Raw genomic sequence first — 17,965 nt, 5'->3', positions numbered from 1 at the left:
GATTGCCTTTATCCAATCTTAATCCTCAACAAAGGGAAGCTTGTGAGGCACAGAGCGGTCATAATCTAGTCATCGCATCTGCTGGCACCGGCAAGACTTCTACTATTGTTGGAAGAATCTCTTTTTTGCTACAAAACGGAATCTTACCTAGTGAAATTCTACTTTTAACTTTCACAAATAAAGCAGCTACTGAAATGCTCTCACGCTTAAGCACAAGATTTGATACAAAAATTGTTAAAGACATTGAAGCTGGCACTTTTCATGCAGTTGCCTATCGGTATTTAAAAGCTAAGGATTCTGTGATTTTAAAACAACCAAGAGAGTTAAAAGTGCTTTTTAAAAGCCTTTATGACAAACGTATTTTTTTAAATGCGCAAGAAAATACTCCCTATGGTGCAAACTATTTGTATGATTTATTCTCTCTTTATTTTAATGCTACAATTTCTGAAAATTTTACAGAATGGTTAGAGCGCAAAAACCCCCAGCAATTAGAGTATGCGGAGATTTATTTAGATGTTTGGGAAGAGTTTAAAACCCTAAAGAAAGAATATCGTTATGTAGATTACAACGATTTGTTATTAAACTATAAAGCAAGTTTGTTAGAAAATACGCAATCCCCACCTTTCAAAGAAGTCCTAGTTGATGAATATCAAGATACAAATCCCCTACAAGATTCCATTTTACAGGCTTTAAATCCTCCTTCTATCTTTTGCGTGGGAGATTATGACCAAAGCATTTATGCCTTTAATGGTGCAGATATTAGTATTATTGGAAGTTTCAAGGAACGTTACATAGATGGCAGGATTTTTAGCCTAACTAAGAACTACCGCTCTACAGAGCCAATTTTAAACCTTGCAAATCGTGTAATTGAGAGAAATCCTCGTATTTATCCTAAGAAACTTGAAGTAATAAAGGAGCAAAATTTTGGAAATCCTGCACTTCTTGTGTATGAAGAACTCTTTTTGCAATATGCTGGAATTGCGAATAAAATTAAACTTTCAAACCGCCCATACCATGAGATTGCTGTAATTTTTAGAAACAATTCTAGTGCTGATGGAATTGAGGCTAGCTTGCGTGAAATTGGGATTCCAACGCGACGAAAAGGAGGGATTAGCTTTTTTGAATCCAAAGAAGTGGTGTATATGCTAAATCTCTGCACCTTGCTTTTTAATCCAAAAGATATGATGGCATTTATCCAAACACTAAACCATGCAAAAGGAATCGGAAATGCCTTAGCAAAGGATATTTATGAAGCCTTGCTGCTTTTAGGATGCGGAAATCTAAGGGAAGGGATTTTACATCCTAATAAAAGCATTAAAGAGCCTTTTAAAAGAGGTACGCAAAACACACAACTTGGGCTTTTTGATGATTTTATAGAGTTTAGCAATACCACACGATTCCACACACTGCCAATAGAAGAAGGCTTCAAAAATAATCCCATTTTAAGCCACCCTAAGCTAACTAAAGATGGTGTGGAGTTTTTAAACGCTTTGTATTGCTTTTTTAAGCTTTTTAATGCCTATAATAAGCCTTATGAACTCATTGCAAAGATTCAAATGCTACCGATTTTTCAAATTGTTGCCCAAAAACTTGCTAAAGAACGCTCACTCACAAAAGAGGGCGTAATTTTAGAAGAAAAACGATTGGAATCCTTAGAGAAAATTAGCCGTAAAATATCACTTTTAAAGGATTTAGCAACACATTATGATGACATTGGACGCTTTTTAAATGCAATGATTTTAGGCTCTAGTGAGATGAGTGAGGGTGAGGGTGTGCATTTACTTAGTATTCACGCCAGTAAGGGACTAGAGTTTAGCGAAGTCTATATTGTGGATTTAATGGATGGGCGCTTCCCTAACAAAAAGCTAATACAAAGAGGTGGAAGCTTAGAGGAAGAACGTAGATTATTTTATGTCGCTGTAACACGTGCGAAAGAAAATTTGTATTTAAGCTATGCCAAAAAAGATGCAATCAAAAATATTAGCTATGAGGGCTCAATTTTTCTCTATGAAGCAGGGCTTTTGGGCGGTCATTTAGTTTAACAATTTTAAAGAATTATCCATTGACGCAATAGATTCCATAAAAACCTAAAAATTTTAAACCTACGGAATCTAAGATTGTCCTAATAAATCTCTAACAATTCAAAGTCTTTTAACACCGTTTTTTTAGGCATGTATGGTGCTGCAAACTCATTACCCACCTGATAAATTGGCAAAAATTTAAAATCATGCGCAATAAAATCCTCTCCATAAGCATAAAAATCCTCTTGTTTTTTTTGTGCTTTTACTTCTTGAGATTCTTTATGCGCTTTTGGGAGTTCTAATGCCACATGTTGCACATCTTTTCCTTTAAAATAGGATTCTAACTCCTTAACACGCCACGCTACTTCTTGATAATACTTCTCTGCTTGGGCATTTGCACTTGTATTTTTTTTCCAACTATAACCTTTATTGTAAGACTTTATAATATTTTTCCAATCGCCCTTATGCTCTCTTTGCCAAAACTTCAATTCCAAAATCGCAATTTTTGCAGCAAACTCATCATCTTCTACAAGCATAGCACCTACCATATTTTGTGTAAAACCATTTTGCTTTAGCTGTGGATAGCGGTTAATCACACCCGGAATATAAGCATGAAAATTTCCAGCACTTGGGTCTTGAAAATTCATTTTATACTCACCCGCACATGATTCTTTCCATGCAATTGCCGCAAGAGTAAGCCCAAATCCTTCACTCTCCCCTGCAAGATAAGAGCGCAAAAGCACCTCTTTTTGGGATTTTGAGAATTGCGCTAAGGGGACACAAGCATTTTTGAATTCAACTTTTGGAACAGCAAACACCACACCACAGAGAATAAATAAGCTTAAAACAATCCTTTGCATAGCAACTCCTTATATAAGTGTTACAGCAATTTTTGTTCCTAAATCTTATATTCTAAATACAAGTTTTAGAGCTTAAACTTAGATTTTAAGTGCAAAAGTAGCAATTGCTCCTTGCATATCCTCGCGGTTTTCTAGTTTTATCTCCCCTCCAAGAGCCTTTGCAGCTCTTTTTGCTAGAAACAATCCTAATCCTATCCCTTCTTTTTCTCCACTCTTTTTAAAAGGGGCAAAAACATCAATATTTGGGCTAATTCCATCGCCCTCATCTAAGACTTCTACTTTTAAAATTCCATCTTTTACATAGCTTTTTAGACACACCATCTTGTCTTTTGAAGTAAATTTAAAAGCATTTTGTAAGAAATTTTGAATAATCTGTCTTAAAAATATTAATTTTATTGGAATCTCTAAGCCTTGTGTCTGGAGTATATAATTAAATTTTCTCTCTTTATGCAACAAAACAAAGTCTTTTGCAATGCTTTCTAGCTCACTTTGAATATTAACTACTTTTGCTTTCTCTTTTTGTTCACCATTGACTAAATTAAAGAGTGCTTTAATGCTAGCTTGCGCACTATTAACACTCTCTATATTTTCTTTTAAAGCATTGATATATACTACATTTTCACGCGGTTTTAATAGAGTAACTTCACACTTTGCTTTAATCACCGCCAAAGGAGTTTTTAACTCATGCGCGATTCCACTATAAAGCTGCTTTTGGATTCTATAATGTGCCTCTACACGTTCTAAAAATACTTTTAATGCTTGAGTTAAAGGAGTTTTGTTTGGAAGCACAAGAGTATTTAAATTCTCCATTTCAAGAGAGTTTAAAGCAGTAATAACTGCATTTAGCTCCAAGTTTAGATTTCGCTTATTTTGCCATAACAGCACTGCTACCACAACCCAAAGGATAAGATTTAAAAATACCAATGCTAAGCCCAAAAATTTTAAAAGTCTAGCTTCTTGTGTAATATCTTGTGTAATTTGCAATGTTTTATCTTTAAAAGATGTTTGCAAAACATATTCCACGCTCTCTGCATTAATACGTTTTTCAAAACGAGCGCCTAAAACTTTGGAATCCAAAATTACAATCCCTTCTAAGTGCTTACTAGGATATTGCTTAGTGATTTCTTGGAGTTTGGATTCTATATTATAGTAGGTTATTGTATGAGCGTAAGTATAAAAAAGTATAGAAAATACCGCCACAATGGCGATAAAAGCGTATATAAGCGACTTTTGCAAAGAGAACTCTAAACGCCTTTTGGATAGCAGAATCTATAACCTCTACGTCTTACTGTTTCAATAGTTGCGATATTTAGGGGTTTATCCATTTTTTGACGGATTTGATTAATTGCTACTTCAATAACATTTGGTGTTACAAGCTCTGGCTCTTCCCAAATTGCATCAAGCAATTGCTCTTTTGAGACAATTTGGTCTCTATGACGCGCAAGATGCGTAAGCACTTCAAATGGCTTACCTTTAAGCTCAATTTCTTGACCTTTGTAAGTAATTTTTTCCTCGTCTGGATTAATAATCAAATCTTCAATTTCAATCAAATTTGTCCCACCAAAACGCAAACGCGCTTCAATTCTGGCAACCAAAACACTAAAATCAAAAGGTTTTGCTAAGAAATCATCAGCTCCAGCCCTTAGCGCTTCCACTTCACTTTGCGCATCATCCTTAGCAGAAATCACCACGACTGCCGTGCGTGGGGACCTACTTTTAACTTGATTAATAATCTCTATCCCACTTCCATCAGGCAACATCCAATCTGCAAGCACCAAATCATAATTGCGGATACTAATGTAATACTCACCATCCTTTAAATTTTCTGCAACATCTGTTTGGTAGTTAAACTCGTTTAAACCCTCTGTAATGGTTTTATTAAGGCTAATTTCATCTTCAATAATTAAGATTCTCATCCTTTCTATCCTTAGTTATAAATTTAAAAATTCTTAGCATTATAACATACTTTTAGCTATTTTTAAACAAAGTTTTATAAAAAATTAAAAAAATAATAAGATTCTTTTAATATTAAAAGAAAATGATTTTAGCTTAGACTCTACCCTCAAAATCTTTTTTGCAAGATCTTGGATTCCAACTTTCAAGGGAGAAAAACAGAATCAAGACGGAATCCAAAATTTAAAAGTTTAAATACGTCGCTGTTTTAAAACATCTGCGATTAGAAAAGATAATTCAATAGCCTGACTTGCATTCAAGCGCGGATCGCACTGTGTGTTATAATTACAACCTAGATTTTCTTCTGTAATTGCCTGCATTCCACCCACACATTCTGTTACATCTTCACCTGTCATTTCTAAATGCACTCCACCAGCATAAGTGCCAACACTTCTATGAATTTCAAAAAATGCCTTTACTTCACTTAAAATGCTATCAAAAGAGCGCGTTTTATAACCACTACTTGCTTTTGTGGTGTTACCATGCATGGGATCAATACTCCACACGATTTCTCTGCCTTCATTCTTAATAGATTTTAAAAGTTTTGGAAGTTTATCGATAATTGTATTTGCACCCATTCTAATAATAAAATTCAAGCGTCCAGCTTCGTTGCAAGGATTAAGAATATCACAAATCCCTAGAATATCCTCTTTTGTTGCATTTGGTCCAATTTTCACGCCTACAGGGTTTCCAACCCCACGCAAAAATTCCAAATGTGCGCCATCTAAGTTGCGTGTGCGCTCTCCAATCCAGAGCATATGCGCTGAACAATCATACCAATCTCCTGTTAGATGATCTTTTCGTGTCAATGCTTCTTCATAGTTTAAAAGAAGTGCTTCATGAGAAGTAAAAAAATCTGTCTCATGCAATGTTGGCGTATTTTTTGCTGTAATTCCGCACGCTTCCATAAATGCTAAAGCTTGTGTAATTTTGTCCGCCATTTCACAAAATCTCTCACTTTGCGCACTGCTAACAAAATCCAAATTCCACTTTTGCACTTGATTAAGATCAGCAAGCCCACCTTGCGCGAAAGCACGGATTAAATTTAGTGTCGCAGCAGATTGATGATAAGCTTGCAAGATTCTCTTTGGATTAGCCTCCCTAGCTTCAGCACTAAACTCCATTCCATTAATAATATCTCCACGATAACTTGGCAAGGTAACCCCATTGAGAGTTTCTGTATCACTACTTCTAGGCTTTGCAAACTGCCCAGCTAGGCGTCCAACTTTTACAACCGGACAAGCACCAGCATAGGTTAAAACCACAGCCATTTGTAAGATGACCTTAAATAAATCCCGAATCCTTACTGCATTAAAATCAGCAAAACTCTCTGCACAATCACCACCTTGCAACAAAAAAGCCTCCCCAAGAGAAACTTTTGCCAAATGCGCCTTTAACGATCTTGCCTCCCCAGCAAAAACTAAGGGAGGATATTTACCGAGCTCCTCTTGAATGCAATTAAGTGCTTCTAAATCTTTATAAATTGGCTGCTGTAAGGCTATTTTGTTACGCCAACTTTTGAGATTCCAATCTTTTGTTCGCATTAACTTTCCTAAATTTAAAAAATTAAGCGTGAATTTTACCGCACAAAAGATAAAATCACTCTTACCATAACTTACGCAACTTTGTGTGCCTTATTTTCCTAAATACACTTGACGTGGGCGTGTGATTCTTGCATGTGGATTTTTAATATGTTCCATTACTTGCGCACACCAACCGGGCATTCTTCCAATGACAAAAATCGGCGTAAAGAGCTGCACTGGAATTTTAAGTGCTGTAAGAATAATCCCACTATAAAAATCTACATTAGGATACAAATTTCTTTCTTTGAAATAATCATCACTAAGTGCAACTTCTTCAAGCTTTTCAGCAATCTCACTTAGTCGCGCATTCATCTTAATGCCTTTCTTATTTAGCTCATCTTTTAGTGCTTTAATTGCCTTTGCACGTGGGTCATAACTCTTATACACACGATGTCCAAAGCCCATTAATCTAAAAGGATCATTTTTGTCTTTTGCACGTGCTACAAATTTATCCACATTCTTCACATCGCCAATCTCTGCAAGTTGCACTAAAACCTTTTCATTTGCTCCACCATGTGCTGGTCCCCAAAGAGCGTTAATCCCAGCAGAAATTGCCGCATAAGGATGCACACCTGTTGAGGCAACATTACGCACTGTTGTCGTTGAAGCATTTTGTCCATGATCTGCATGAAGCGTAAAAATTCTATCAAGTGCTTCAACTTCTAAAGGTGTAATTTCTTCCTCTCCATTTAATGTATATTTTAGCCTACCTCCCGGATATGCGCGTAACATATACAAGAAGTTCTCTACATAACTTCTGCTAATATCTGGATAAATAAAAGGTGCACCGATAGAGTTACGATAAGAGAATGCTACTAAAGTCGTAATTTTCGCAATAATTCTACGCGCCATTGTTTGATAATCATTTTCTTCTTCCATTTCACTATGGTCAAAATGAAATGTAGAAAGTGCTGCAACAGCAGCACTTAAGTTAGCCATCGGATGTCCGCCATCTGGAAACGCACTAAAGATATTAATAAGCCCCTCATACAAAAAACCTCTATGGCGCAATTCTAAATCAAATTCTCTAGACTCCTTCTCATCTTTTGGAGCTTCTCCAGTAATTAGCAGTTTTGCAACATCTGTAAAGCAATATTTTTCCACTACTTCCTCAATAGGCAAACCTTTATATAGCAAACGTCCATTTTTACCATCCACAAAACTAATTGTAGATTCACAACCTGCTGTTGAGCCATAACCTGGATCATAAGAAAAAATATTTGTACGCTCAAACAATTTACTAAAATCAACTGCCTTAGGACCTCTAGTGCAGTCAATCAAATCAAAATCAAACTTCTCGCCTGTTTCGTTATTAATGAGTGTAATTGTCCCCATACTTGACTCCTTAAATAAAATTGAATTGAGTCCTATTTTAACGCACTTTTTTCAAAATAAGTCAAAAAATATTTAAATTTTTATGGAAACTTTACAAAATTTTACCAATTTTACACATCTTTAATAATAAATAATATCAATATCACTACTAGGATTAAACTCAAAAATTCCTGCATCTATCTTGCTATCTACTACAATATTAGAAAAAATAATCTCCACTTTGTTTCCCAAATCATCGCTAAAGCGCACTTCTTTTAAGATTCCATTACTTAGCAATAATGTGTATTTTTGCTCCAAAATCACCGCTTCATAGTGATTTTCCTTTACTTTTCTTGCCTTTTTTAACAAACTTAGCAAATCCATATTTTCTTGCAATTGTGTGAAAATCGCTTGTTGTAGTTTTGGCTCAAAAACAATCATTGTTCCATTATCTATATAAATCTCTTTTGGGATAGGCTCATCATACTTCCAAAGCACACTAGAAGGCGCTAAAGCTTTAATAGTTCCTGTGTATTTTAGTGTGCTTCCTTCATTTTCAGAGGAATACACTCTTTGTTCAAAGTTTGCACTAAAGCTTTGAATTGTTTGCAAATCCTTTGCCTGTATCATTACACTTAAAAAGCAAAAAAAGATTCCAATTTTTAGCAAATTTTCAAAAAGCACAACTAATACCCTCATTATAAACCCTTAATGTTTAGCATCTTTATGCAAGAAATACAGACTCACAGCAAGAGATAAAATAGAAATTGCAAAAAATAGCATATCTTGCGTTGTTTTCATTCCCATATTTAGCACCTTTGAAAAGAATGCAACAATTAATGCCATAACAATCACTTTAGCCAATTTATCTTTAAGTTGATCTAGTGTATGAATCTCTAGCACTTTAGATTGACTCTCGTCTTTAACTTCAATTTTAGAAATAAATAGTTCATACAAACCAAAAGCAAAAATTAAAAGCACCACTGCAATCAAATATAAATCAATTGCCATAATGATAGAATTCAATAAGATATTGTGAATATCTGCCTCACCCCCTAACGCACCTACATAATACAAATAAGTCTGCTTTGTAGTTTTTAGTATATCCACACTTGCTACAACAAAGAGCAAAATTGAGCCAATAAGCGACAAAATTACCGCTAAGAGAATAAATAATCGTGCATTCCACATTAATTTTTCAAACAATACCCTCAAAAGACAAACCTTTCTTTAAAATAAAGCGCAATTATAGCCAAAACTCATATACTATTTTAAACTTAAACACAAATATTTTAGTTCCATATACTCCTCTAGCCCGTATTTTGAACCCTCTCTCCCTAGTCCGCTATGCTTCACACCACCAAAGGGCGCAACCTCATTAGAGATTAATCCTGTATTAATCCCAACCATACCATATTCTAGCGATTCTGCAAGACGCCATTGTCGCTTATAATCTTGTGTGAAAAAATACGCCGCTAACCCAAACTCCGTGTCATTTGCCATAGCAATTACCTCTTCTTCTGTATTAAACTTAAAAATTGGTGCTAATGGACCAAAGGTCTCTTCTTTTGCGACTAACATATTAGATTCCACATCACAAAGCAATGTGGGTTCAAAATAAGTCCCACCAAGCCTATGCTCTTTTCCTCCATAAAGGAGTTTTGCGCCTTTTTTGAGTGCATCAGCAATATGCTCTTTAACTTTTTCTAAAGCATTTTGATTAATAAGCGGTCCTTGATTCACACCATTTTCTAGCCCATTGCCAACCTTTAACCCTCGCATTGCTTTCTCTAGCTCTACACACAGCTTAGAATAGATTCCACTTTGAACATAAATACGATTTGCACACACACAAGTTTGTCCACTATTGCGAAACTTTGAAGCCATAATGCCTTCAATTGCTTCTTGCAAATTTGCATCATCAAAAACAATAAAAGGAGCATTACCTCCAAGCTCCATACTTAGCTTTTTGATCGTCTTTGCACATTTTGCATACAACTGCGCCCCAACTTCAGTAGAACCCGTAAAGCTTAATTTACGAATAATCTCACTCCCACATAGCACATCACTAACCACATTAGAATCACCATTTACTACCACAAATACATCTTTTGGAATCCCAGCTTCTTTGGCTAACAACTCTAGTGCATACGCACTAAGTGGCGTCAAAGAAGCGGATTTTACAATAATTGCACACCCGCTTGCTAAAGCTGGAGCAATTTTACGCGTAATCATTGCAGAGGGAAAATTCCACGGAGTAATCGCCGCACACACACCAATAGGCTGTTTTATCGTCATTAATCTTTGCCCTTGCATTTTGGATTCCATAATATCTCCACAAACATGGCGTGCTTGCTGTGCAAACCACTTAATAAACGATGCTGCATAGATAATCTCACCTTGCGCCTCACTTATGGGCTTACCTTGCTCTTTTGTCATAATCTCCGCTAAAATGTCTTTATGTTCCAACATTAAATAATAAAAGCGCATCAATATATCTGCTCTCTCTTCAGATAGAATGTTCGCCCACTCTTTTTGCGCCTTATCTGCTTTATTAATAATCTCCGCTAGAACGTCTTTATCTGTCTTTTTTATATAAGCTAAAATCTCCTGTGTAGCGGGATTTTTAACCTCAATCGTATTCTCTATTTTATTCTTTAAAATATCCTTATGCGCAAATAAATCCATTATGCCTCCTTTTTAGACAATTATGTAACTTTAAGCTTAATATTCTTATTAATTTTACACATTTTTAGATTCCATTTACGGAATTTGTATAAAATACGCACAAAAAAGGAGAAGTTATGCGCTATTTACTGCTTATTATTACAGCAATTTTCTTTTATGCCTGTGCTTCCACGGATTACACAAATCGTTCACAACTAATGCTTTTAAGCGACAAAGAGGAAATGGCATTAGGAGAACAAAGTGCTAAAGAAATCTTACAAAATGCAAAAATTAGCAGAAATGCAATACAAACAAAAATGGTAGAACGCGTAGGAGTTAGAATCGCTAATGTTGCAAATCGTCCAGATTTTAAATGGGAATTTCACCTATTACAAGGTGAGCAGATTAATGCCTTTTGTCTTCCTGGCGGTAAAGTATTTGTTTATACAGGTTTAATGGATTTAGTCGCAAATGATGATGAATTAGCCGTAGTTTTATCTCATGAAATTGCACATACGATTTTACGTCATGGTGCAGAGCGTATGAGTATGCAAAACATTCGGCAAATTGGTGGTAGTCTCTTAGGACTCATTGTGCAATCACAAGCCCCAGAATACACTTCATTATTCAATCAAGCTTATAGCGTAGGTAGCAATGTTGGCGTGATGCTTCCCTTCAGTCGCTCTCACGAACTAGAAGCCGATAAAGTTGGAATCGCATTAATGCAAAAGGCAGGCTATAACACACAAGCTGCAATCACTTTTTGGCAAAAAATGGCAACAGATGAGAAAGATAGTTCAGATTTCCTATCCACACATCCAAGTGATACTAAACGCATTCAAGCAATCCAAGAAATTCTAAAATAAATTCCTATGCAAGCTCACAAGTTTTTTGTGGCTTGATACAAAGCTTTTCTAATGTGCTTGGTCCTAGAATCAGCTCTTGCATTTACTTTGTATTTTCTACTTCTCTTATATAATCTTTTCTGGGTTTTAGTATCTTATTCTATTTTTTAGGATTCCACTTACTTAGTCCAAACTTCAATTACGTTTGCGATAATTTTGATTTTAGAATAAATTTATACTTTTACTTCTTGATTAAGCTTACTAGAACACAATTGTTTTATTATTGTAAATGAAAATCTTTTCTTCCAAAGCTAAATTTAAAGCTTTAGCAAGCACGATTTTTTCTACATCACGTCCACTTTTTTGCATATCTCTCCAGCGCATTGCATGATTAACCTTTGTAATGTCTTGATAGATAATTGGACCCTCATCTAAGGCATTATTAACAAAATGCGCTGTTGCACCAATAATCTTAACACCGCGTTCATAAGCTTGTTTATAAGGATTTGCACCAATGAAAGCTGGTAAAAAGCTATGGTGGATATTAATAATCTTACCCTCAAACTCTCCTACAAACTTGGGACTTAAAATCCGCATATATTTTGCAAGCACAATATAATCACAAGAAAATTTTCTTAGCTTCTCTAGTACCTTTTTTTCATGAGTCTCTCGACTTAGATCTTCACTAGGAATACAGATAAAAGGTAAATCAAACTTCTGACACAGAGGCTCTAAGGAATCGTAATTTGAAATCACCGCTAAAATATCCGCATCTAACTCTCCGCTATCATAACGGATAAGCAAATCCCCTAAGCAGTGATTTTCCTTCGTGCATAAAATTACAATTTTCCTACGTTTTGCTTCAAAAATCTCTACTTTTGCATCTTTACAAAGCAATTTAATAATCTCACCTTTAAGCATATTAATATCGCACTCCCCTAGCATTTCTGAACGCATAAAAAAGATGTTATTTTCTGTATCTACAAATTCATCATTTGTTAAAATATTCAGATTAAAATCAAAAATCACACGTGTAATCTCTGCAATCAAACCTTTTCTATCTGATGTTTGAATTTTTAAAATCATCTTCATTTCTACTCCCTACTGCACCTTACTAAACTGCTCTAACCCCTTTATAATTCCATTTTGGATTCCAAGAGAAATTTGCTCACCAAAAATTTTTTCTAAATACATTTCAATCTTATCTTTTTCCTGTTTTAGCCACTTTGGCTCTAAAATATTTGCCTTCTTAAAAAGCAGTATCTGTGCATCATAAATGCTTCCAACCTTATCCACAAGTCCTAACTCTAATGCACTTTTTGCACTTAGAATTCTACCTTGCGCAAAACTTGGCTCTTGTGCTATATCAAGTCTCCTAGCACTTGCTACCTCTTCTACAAACATTAAATACTGTTCTTGCACTAAACCCTTTAACATTCCCTCCTCTTCCTTGTTCCAAGAACGCATTGGCGTACCAGCTTCCTTATAGACTCCAGCTTTAATTGTTTGTGACGTGATTCCTATTTTTTTAGCGAGTTCGCTTATATCTACACCATTGATAATCACCCCAATAGAACCTAGCAATGCCCCACGATTTGCCACAATGGAATCCGCCCATACACCAGCTAGATAACTTCCACTTGCCATAGCACCCTGTGCATACGCAACCACCGGAATCTTTGCATTAACGCGCTTAATTGCTTCAGAGATTTCAACACTTGGTGCAATCGCGCCACCAGGTGAGTCAATCACTAATAAAATACCTTTTAAATTAGGATTTTTCTCAAGAGATTCTAACTCTTGCAAAAAAGTATCGCTTTGTAAGATTGCTCCATACAAATCAATCCTAGCAACATTTGCATCTCCTAATGCTTTCTCCTGCTTTGGCATAAAAATTAGTGTCACGACAAGTAAAAAAATTAGAGCTTTTAAATGCTTTCCGATAAATTCCAAAGGTTTAATAAAAAAATCCACAAATCGCACGAAGACGCCCCCGCAAATTAGAAAAAATAAAGGCGAAATTATAGCACACTAAAAAACATTAAAGTCTATTTTTGTTAAGATTCTGCCTTACATTTTGTTTCTAAGGTTTGTTTATGGATTCTATGCAAAAGATACGCAACTTCTCCATCATCGCACATATTGACCATGGAAAATCCACTCTTGCTGACTGCCTTATTCAAGCTTGTGGTGCAATTAGCGCAAGAGAGATGAGCGCACAAGTTATGGACACAATGGAGATTGAAAAAGAGCGTGGAATCACAATAAAAGCTCAAAGCGTACGCCTAAACTATAACTACAAGGGAGAAAATTATGTTTTAAATCTTATTGACACTCCAGGACATGTAGATTTTAGCTATGAAGTCTCGCGCTCTCTTGCAAGTTGTGAGGGCGCATTGCTTGTTGTGGATGCTAGTCAAGGCGTAGAAGCCCAAACAATTGCAAATGTGTATATTGCTCTAGAGAATAATCTTGAAATTATCCCCGTGCTAAATAAAATTGACCTACCAGCAGCAAATCCACAACGCGTAAAAGATGAGATTGAACAAACCATTGGACTAGACTGCGCAGAAGCTTTGGAAGTAAGCGCAAAGGCAAATATCGGTATCAAGGAGCTTTTAGACACTATTGTAGAAAAGATTCCAGCTCCAAGTGGTGATGCTAATGCACCAACAAAAGCTCTCATTTATGATTCTTGGTTTGATAACTATCTAGGTGCTTTAGCCCTTGTGCGTGTGATAGATGGCAATATTTCCACAGGGCAGAATCTCTATATTATGGGAAGTGGCAAGAGCCACGAAGTTTTGGGACTTATGTATCCACATCCTTTACGTCAAGAAAAGACAAAAACTATTCGAACAGGTGAAATTGGAATTGTAATTTTAGGTTTAAAAAATGTTACTGATATTGCCGTGGGCGATACAATGACAGATTCTAAAAATAAGACAAAAGAACCTATTGCAGGATTTGAACCAGCTAAACCTTTTGTTTTTGCTGGAATCTATCCCATTGATACAGACAAATTTGAAGACTTACGTGATGCACTAGATAAACTAAAGCTCAATGATTCAAGCTTAACTTATGAACCTGAAACCTCTGTGGCATTGGGTTTTGGATTTCGTATTGGATTTTTAGGGCTTTTACATATGGAAGTGGTTAAAGAACGTTTAGAACGTGAATTTGGACTTGATTTAATTGCCACAGCACCAACGGTTGTGTATGAAGTAACCAAAACAGATGGCGAAATTGTGTATATTCAAAATCCAAGCGAACTCCCACCAGAACAAAAAATTGCACAAATTAAAGAACCTTATGTACGTGCAACCATCATCGTTCCTAGCGAGTTTTTAGGCAATATGATAACCCTTCTAAATAGCAGACGTGGAATACAAAAGAAAATGGAATATTTGCAAGAAACACGTGTGCTTTTGGAATATTGGATTCCAACAAATGAAATCGTAATGGACTTTTATGACAAGTTAAAATCCTGCACAAAGGGCTATGCAAGTTTTGATTACGAGCCATTAGATTATCAAGAGGGCGATTTAGTAAAACTTGATATTCGTGTGGCAAATGAGATTGTAGATGCCCTTAGTATCATCGTGCCAAAATCTAAATCTTATGAACGTGGCAAAGAGCTAGTAGAAGCTATGAAAGAGATTATTCCGCGACAACTTTTTGAAGTAGCAATCCAAGCAAGTATTGGCAATAAAATTATTGCTAGAGAGACGGTAAAATCTATGGGCAAAAATGTAACTGCAAAGTGCTATGGAGGCGATATTACAAGAAAAAGAAAATTACTTGAGAAGCAAAAAGAAGGAAAAAAGAGAATGAAAGCAATCGGCAAAGTAGCCTTGCCACAGGAAGCATTTTTAGCAGTGCTTAAAATTGACTAACTCAATTTAATTCCTCTTTAACTCCAAATAAATAGCGCAAACAATGTAAGCACGAACACAGAAAATACGCCCAACCAAAACCCAGCTTTTATCATCTCACTTTGCTTAATGTAGCCTGTTCCAAACACTATTGCATTTGGCGGTGTTGCAACAGGAAGCATAAAGGCACAACCCGCCCCAAAGCCAATCACAAGTGTCAAAATAGAATCTGGCATATTAAGTGCCACACTAAGAGAGGCAAAAATCGGAATTAAAAGACTTGCACTCGCGGTGTTACTTGTAAATTCTGTAAGCAGGATAATAAAAATCGCTAACACAACAATAACTAATATCCAACTTCCAACCCCTAAAACATTGCTACCAAAATCCCCCATTCCAAGTGCTTTTGCAATAGTATTTGCCATAACAGCACTTGCACCAGAATCCTTAATAATCCCACCAAGTGCTAACCCTCCGCCAAATAAAAATAAAACCCCCCAATCTGTATTCTTTTGGATTTCCCTCCAAGAAGCTATACCACTTAACCCAATAACCACAACGCCAATAAGAGCAATCATCGCATCAATATCTTGAATTCCGCCCAACCAAACACTAATCCATTTACTAAAAATCCACGCCATTGCCATTCCAACAAAGATTAAACTTGTGATTGTTTTGTGTAGATTCCACTCCATTTTCTCAAATTGCACAGAAAAACGCTCATTTAAATTTGGCTTCATAACAATATATAAAATTAACAAACAACAAGGAAACATTACAAGCATAAAAGGGATTCCAATTTTCATCCAATCCAAAAATCCGATACCAAGTGATGAGGCTGCAATTGCATTTGGAGGACTGCCAACTAATGTTCCAAAGCCTCCAATGCTAGCACTATATGCAATTCCGAGCAAAACAAAAACAAAAGTTTGCCTCTCTTCTTGCGCACTAAGATTACTTAAAATTCCAAGCCCAAGTGGAAGCATAATCGCTGCAGTTGCAGTATTGCTAATCCACATTGAAAGTAGCGCAGTTACAGCAAAAAGCATAAAAACAGCAACTCTTACTCTGCCTTTTGCTAAAATAATAAGTTTTTGAGCAATGAGCCTATCAATACCTTGAATATGTAGCGCAGTAGCAAGTGCAAACCCACCAAAAAACAGAAATATAATAGGGTTTGCAAAAGAGCTAAGCGCAACACTGGTGTTTTGCAATCCCAAAAGAATAGATAAAACTGGCACCAAAAGAGCAGTTAAACTTACATGCATAGCTTCTGTTAGCCATAAGATTCCAACAAAAACTAAAAGACAAATCCCTAAATTCTCATTATGCGCATAAGGCAAGAGAGAATAAAGAATCGCACACAAACAAACATCTAATACTAAAATTATCAAGGCACGTTTTAGCACAAATTCTTTTTGTATTCTCTCCACTTTCATAATTTTACTACCCCCAAAGCACTAGATTCCAAACAATTTTAACAAACCTAAAGGTCAAGAATCTCAAATTAAAGCCATAATTATACATAAGATTTTAAAATCCAAACTACTAAAAGCTTTAAAGTTAGTTGCAAGTGCATAAAGCAATAAGGATTAAATTTTAACGTTCTTTAGAATCTTATTTTACAATAGTTGAAAAATTCTAAGCCTTAAGATCCTTTGTTCGCTCCGCAAACTCAAAATGAGAAGTGCCATTATTAATATTTTCATCAGTATCTTGATTTATTAATCCACCATTCCCTTCTGGTATTCTAATGTTACATCTATCATTCTTGCACATACATCAGAATAAATCATCAATCACTGCCTCCAACTACAAATTCCAAGATATTTACAAGCTACCAACTAAAAAATGACTTATCTCATGTTTTGTAACATTTTAAGCAGAATTTAAAACAAGGCATAAAAAGTAGTGAAATCGCTATTAATATTTCTCGCTAAGTAAGTTTCCAGTCTTATCCATAATAAGCTCTTTTTGATCATCTAGCTTTACTTCATAACCATTGTAGTTTTTCTTAATCTCCATAATCTTAGCAGTTGCATACTTTCCTTTTACGCAATTCATAACTTCTCTTGGGATGAAGTTTGTATTTGTAAGAGGCACATAAGACTTAACTTCTCTCCAATCTCCATCTTTTGCAAACTCAACTTCTAAATCATTAGTAAATTTTACTTGATAATCATCAAAACTTTTTTCAACCAAGCCAATTTGAACATTGCTAAAATAAGTTTTGATAAAATTCTGTGAATTTTGAGGCAATTCATTTTGTTAAATCACTACACCTCCAGCAAAAAGAATGTTAGTCCCAAGAACAACACTAAAAGCACATGCTAAACTTAACTTTTTCATACTAAACTCCTTAAAAAATAAAATTATAAGTGGAATTGTAAGTTCTAATTTTTAAGATTTTTTCAAAAATTTATTAAGATTCTATGAAGCTTAGGATTATTAATAAATATGCACTAGAGTGGGCTTGAGTTTAGGTTTGCAGTGTGTTAGCTTAAATTTATATGAGAACAAATTGCTTATACTTTGTGTGCAAAGCCATGCTTGATTCTCGCTTGATATCCAAGCAAAAAGAAGTTTTTCTTTTAAACTTTTCAAGAGTTTAGGATTCTATTTTTTAGAGAATTCTAGATTCTGCTTTTTGATTTTAAGGCTTTAAGCCTTAAAATCAAAGGTAGCCTCAAAAAACATACCCCCAACCAAATCCAAATCCAAATCCAACCCCTAACCCCTAAAACTTCTTCTTATTCACATCTCCTAAAATATCATCAGCAATCTTATTAACTTGTGTAGAAATGGCATTTGTATGGTTTGCAACATTAACATTATCTTGTGTTACAG

The 17,965-nt window shown here is 35.4% G+C and carries 15 protein-coding genes; 3 read left to right on the top strand and 12 right to left on the bottom strand.

What is annotated here, in order from left to right; genetic code table 11:
- Window positions 1-2: 2 nt before the first annotated feature.
- Complete coding sequence (locus tag K4G57_RS00075; protein WP_221531152.1) at window positions 3-2,042, top strand: ATP-dependent helicase; 2,040 nt, start codon at window positions 3-5, stop codon at window positions 2,040-2,042.
- Window positions 2,043-2,122: 80 nt separating this feature from the next.
- Here K4G57_RS00075 and K4G57_RS00070 read toward each other — a convergent pair whose 3' ends face one another.
- From K4G57_RS00070 to K4G57_RS00035, 8 genes are all read right to left on the bottom strand, one after another.
- Entirely contained in the window at window positions 2,123-2,881 is a 759-nt protein-coding gene (locus K4G57_RS00070; protein ID WP_221531151.1) for a hypothetical protein, read from the bottom strand.
- A gap of 78 nt (window positions 2,882-2,959) precedes the next feature.
- A complete protein-coding gene (locus tag K4G57_RS00065; protein WP_221531150.1) occupies window positions 2,960-4,117 on the bottom strand; it encodes a sensor histidine kinase in 1,158 nt (385 codons plus the stop codon).
- A gap of 8 nt (window positions 4,118-4,125) precedes the next feature.
- Complete coding sequence (gene hsrA / locus K4G57_RS00060; RefSeq protein WP_221531149.1) at window positions 4,126-4,797, bottom strand: response regulator transcription factor; 672 nt, start codon at window positions 4,795-4,797, stop codon at window positions 4,126-4,128.
- Window positions 4,798-5,025: 228 nt separating this feature from the next.
- The gene (locus K4G57_RS00055; protein ID WP_221531148.1) at window positions 5,026-6,378 is read right to left on the bottom strand and encodes a class II 3-deoxy-7-phosphoheptulonate synthase; all 1,353 of its coding nucleotides are present in this window, start codon (window positions 6,376-6,378) and stop codon (window positions 5,026-5,028) included.
- A gap of 90 nt (window positions 6,379-6,468) precedes the next feature.
- A complete protein-coding gene (locus K4G57_RS00050; protein ID WP_221531147.1) occupies window positions 6,469-7,752 on the bottom strand; it encodes a citrate synthase in 1,284 nt (427 codons plus the stop codon).
- Window positions 7,753-7,872: 120 nt separating this feature from the next.
- Window positions 7,873-8,430 carry a LolA-like outer membrane lipoprotein chaperone gene (lolA, locus tag K4G57_RS00045; RefSeq protein ID WP_221531146.1) on the bottom strand — a complete coding sequence of 186 codons (558 nt, stop codon included), beginning with the start codon at window positions 8,428-8,430 and terminating at the stop codon, window positions 7,873-7,875.
- 9 nt (window positions 8,431-8,439) lie between these two features.
- Window positions 8,440-8,922, bottom strand: a complete 483-nt coding sequence (locus K4G57_RS00040; protein ID WP_221531422.1) for a YqhA family protein — start codon at window positions 8,920-8,922, stop codon at window positions 8,440-8,442.
- Window positions 8,923-8,997: 75 nt separating this feature from the next.
- Window positions 8,998-10,419, bottom strand: coding sequence for an NAD-dependent succinate-semialdehyde dehydrogenase (locus tag K4G57_RS00035; protein WP_221531145.1), 1,422 nt, complete (start codon window positions 10,417-10,419; stop codon window positions 8,998-9,000).
- Between the two features lie 116 nt (window positions 10,420-10,535).
- Between K4G57_RS00035 and K4G57_RS00030 the strand changes: the two genes are divergently transcribed.
- On the top strand, window positions 10,536-11,264 hold the full coding sequence (locus tag K4G57_RS00030; RefSeq protein WP_221531144.1) for a M48 family metallopeptidase: 729 nt from the start codon (window positions 10,536-10,538) through the stop codon (window positions 11,262-11,264).
- A 240-nt stretch (window positions 11,265-11,504) separates the two neighbouring features.
- Here K4G57_RS00030 and purU read toward each other — a convergent pair whose 3' ends face one another.
- Complete coding sequence (gene purU / locus K4G57_RS00025) at window positions 11,505-12,335, bottom strand: formyltetrahydrofolate deformylase (RefSeq protein WP_221531143.1); 831 nt, start codon at window positions 12,333-12,335, stop codon at window positions 11,505-11,507.
- Window positions 12,336-12,344: 9 nt separating this feature from the next.
- The gene (sppA, locus tag K4G57_RS00020; RefSeq protein WP_221531142.1) at window positions 12,345-13,226 is read right to left on the bottom strand and encodes a signal peptide peptidase SppA; all 882 of its coding nucleotides are present in this window, start codon (window positions 13,224-13,226) and stop codon (window positions 12,345-12,347) included.
- A 122-nt stretch (window positions 13,227-13,348) separates the two neighbouring features.
- Here sppA and lepA point away from each other — a divergent pair, with 122 nt between their 5' ends.
- Window positions 13,349-15,139 (top strand): translation elongation factor 4, encoded by a 1,791-nt coding sequence (gene lepA / locus K4G57_RS00015; protein ID WP_221531421.1) that lies wholly within the window; start codon window positions 13,349-13,351, stop codon window positions 15,137-15,139.
- A 17-nt stretch (window positions 15,140-15,156) separates the two neighbouring features.
- On the opposite strand, the gene K4G57_RS00010 is transcribed toward lepA, so the two are convergent.
- Together K4G57_RS00010 and K4G57_RS00005 are read right to left on the bottom strand one after the other, a co-directional pair.
- Window positions 15,157-16,557: a DASS family sodium-coupled anion symporter gene (locus tag K4G57_RS00010; RefSeq protein ID WP_221531141.1), complete on the bottom strand. Its 1,401-nt coding sequence runs from the start codon at window positions 16,555-16,557 to the stop codon at window positions 15,157-15,159.
- 484 nt (window positions 16,558-17,041) lie between these two features.
- A complete protein-coding gene (locus tag K4G57_RS00005; RefSeq protein WP_221531140.1) occupies window positions 17,042-17,377 on the bottom strand; it encodes a PepSY-like domain-containing protein in 336 nt (111 codons plus the stop codon).
- Between the last annotated feature and the right edge of the window lie 588 nt (window positions 17,378-17,965).

This window comes from Helicobacter turcicus (assembly GCF_019711685.1).
Classification (GTDB): domain Bacteria; phylum Campylobacterota; class Campylobacteria; order Campylobacterales; family Helicobacteraceae; genus Helicobacter_D; species Helicobacter_D turcicus.
Note: the sequence above shows the minus strand (reverse complement) of the source record. Positions and strands in the feature narration are given on the sequence as shown.

Bases quoted from the DNA above. Each gene is read 5' to 3' on its own strand.
- K4G57_RS00035 (WP_221531145.1), bottom strand. From the start codon at position 10,419: ATGGATTTATTTGCGCATAAGGATATTTTAAAGAATAAAATAGAGAAT.
- lepA (WP_221531421.1), top strand. From the start codon at position 13,349: ATGCAAAAGATACGCAACTTCTCCATCATCGCACATATTGACCATGGA.
- hsrA (WP_221531149.1), bottom strand. From the start codon at position 4,797: ATGAGAATCTTAATTATTGAAGATGAAATTAGCCTTAATAAAACCATT.
- purU (WP_221531143.1), bottom strand. From the start codon at position 12,335: ATGAAGATGATTTTAAAAATTCAAACATCAGATAGAAAAGGTTTGATT.
- K4G57_RS00055 (WP_221531148.1), bottom strand. From the start codon at position 6,378: ATGCGAACAAAAGATTGGAATCTCAAAAGTTGGCGTAACAAAATAGCC.
- lolA (WP_221531146.1), bottom strand. From the start codon at position 8,430: ATGAGGGTATTAGTTGTGCTTTTTGAAAATTTGCTAAAAATTGGAATC.
- K4G57_RS00070 (WP_221531151.1), bottom strand. From the start codon at position 2,881: ATGCAAAGGATTGTTTTAAGCTTATTTATTCTCTGTGGTGTGGTGTTT.
- K4G57_RS00050 (WP_221531147.1), bottom strand. From the start codon at position 7,752: ATGGGGACAATTACACTCATTAATAACGAAACAGGCGAGAAGTTTGAT.
- K4G57_RS00030 (WP_221531144.1), top strand. From the start codon at position 10,536: ATGCGCTATTTACTGCTTATTATTACAGCAATTTTCTTTTATGCCTGT.
- K4G57_RS00010 (WP_221531141.1), bottom strand. From the start codon at position 16,557: ATGAAAGTGGAGAGAATACAAAAAGAATTTGTGCTAAAACGTGCCTTG.
- K4G57_RS00040 (WP_221531422.1), bottom strand. From the start codon at position 8,922: ATGTGGAATGCACGATTATTTATTCTCTTAGCGGTAATTTTGTCGCTT.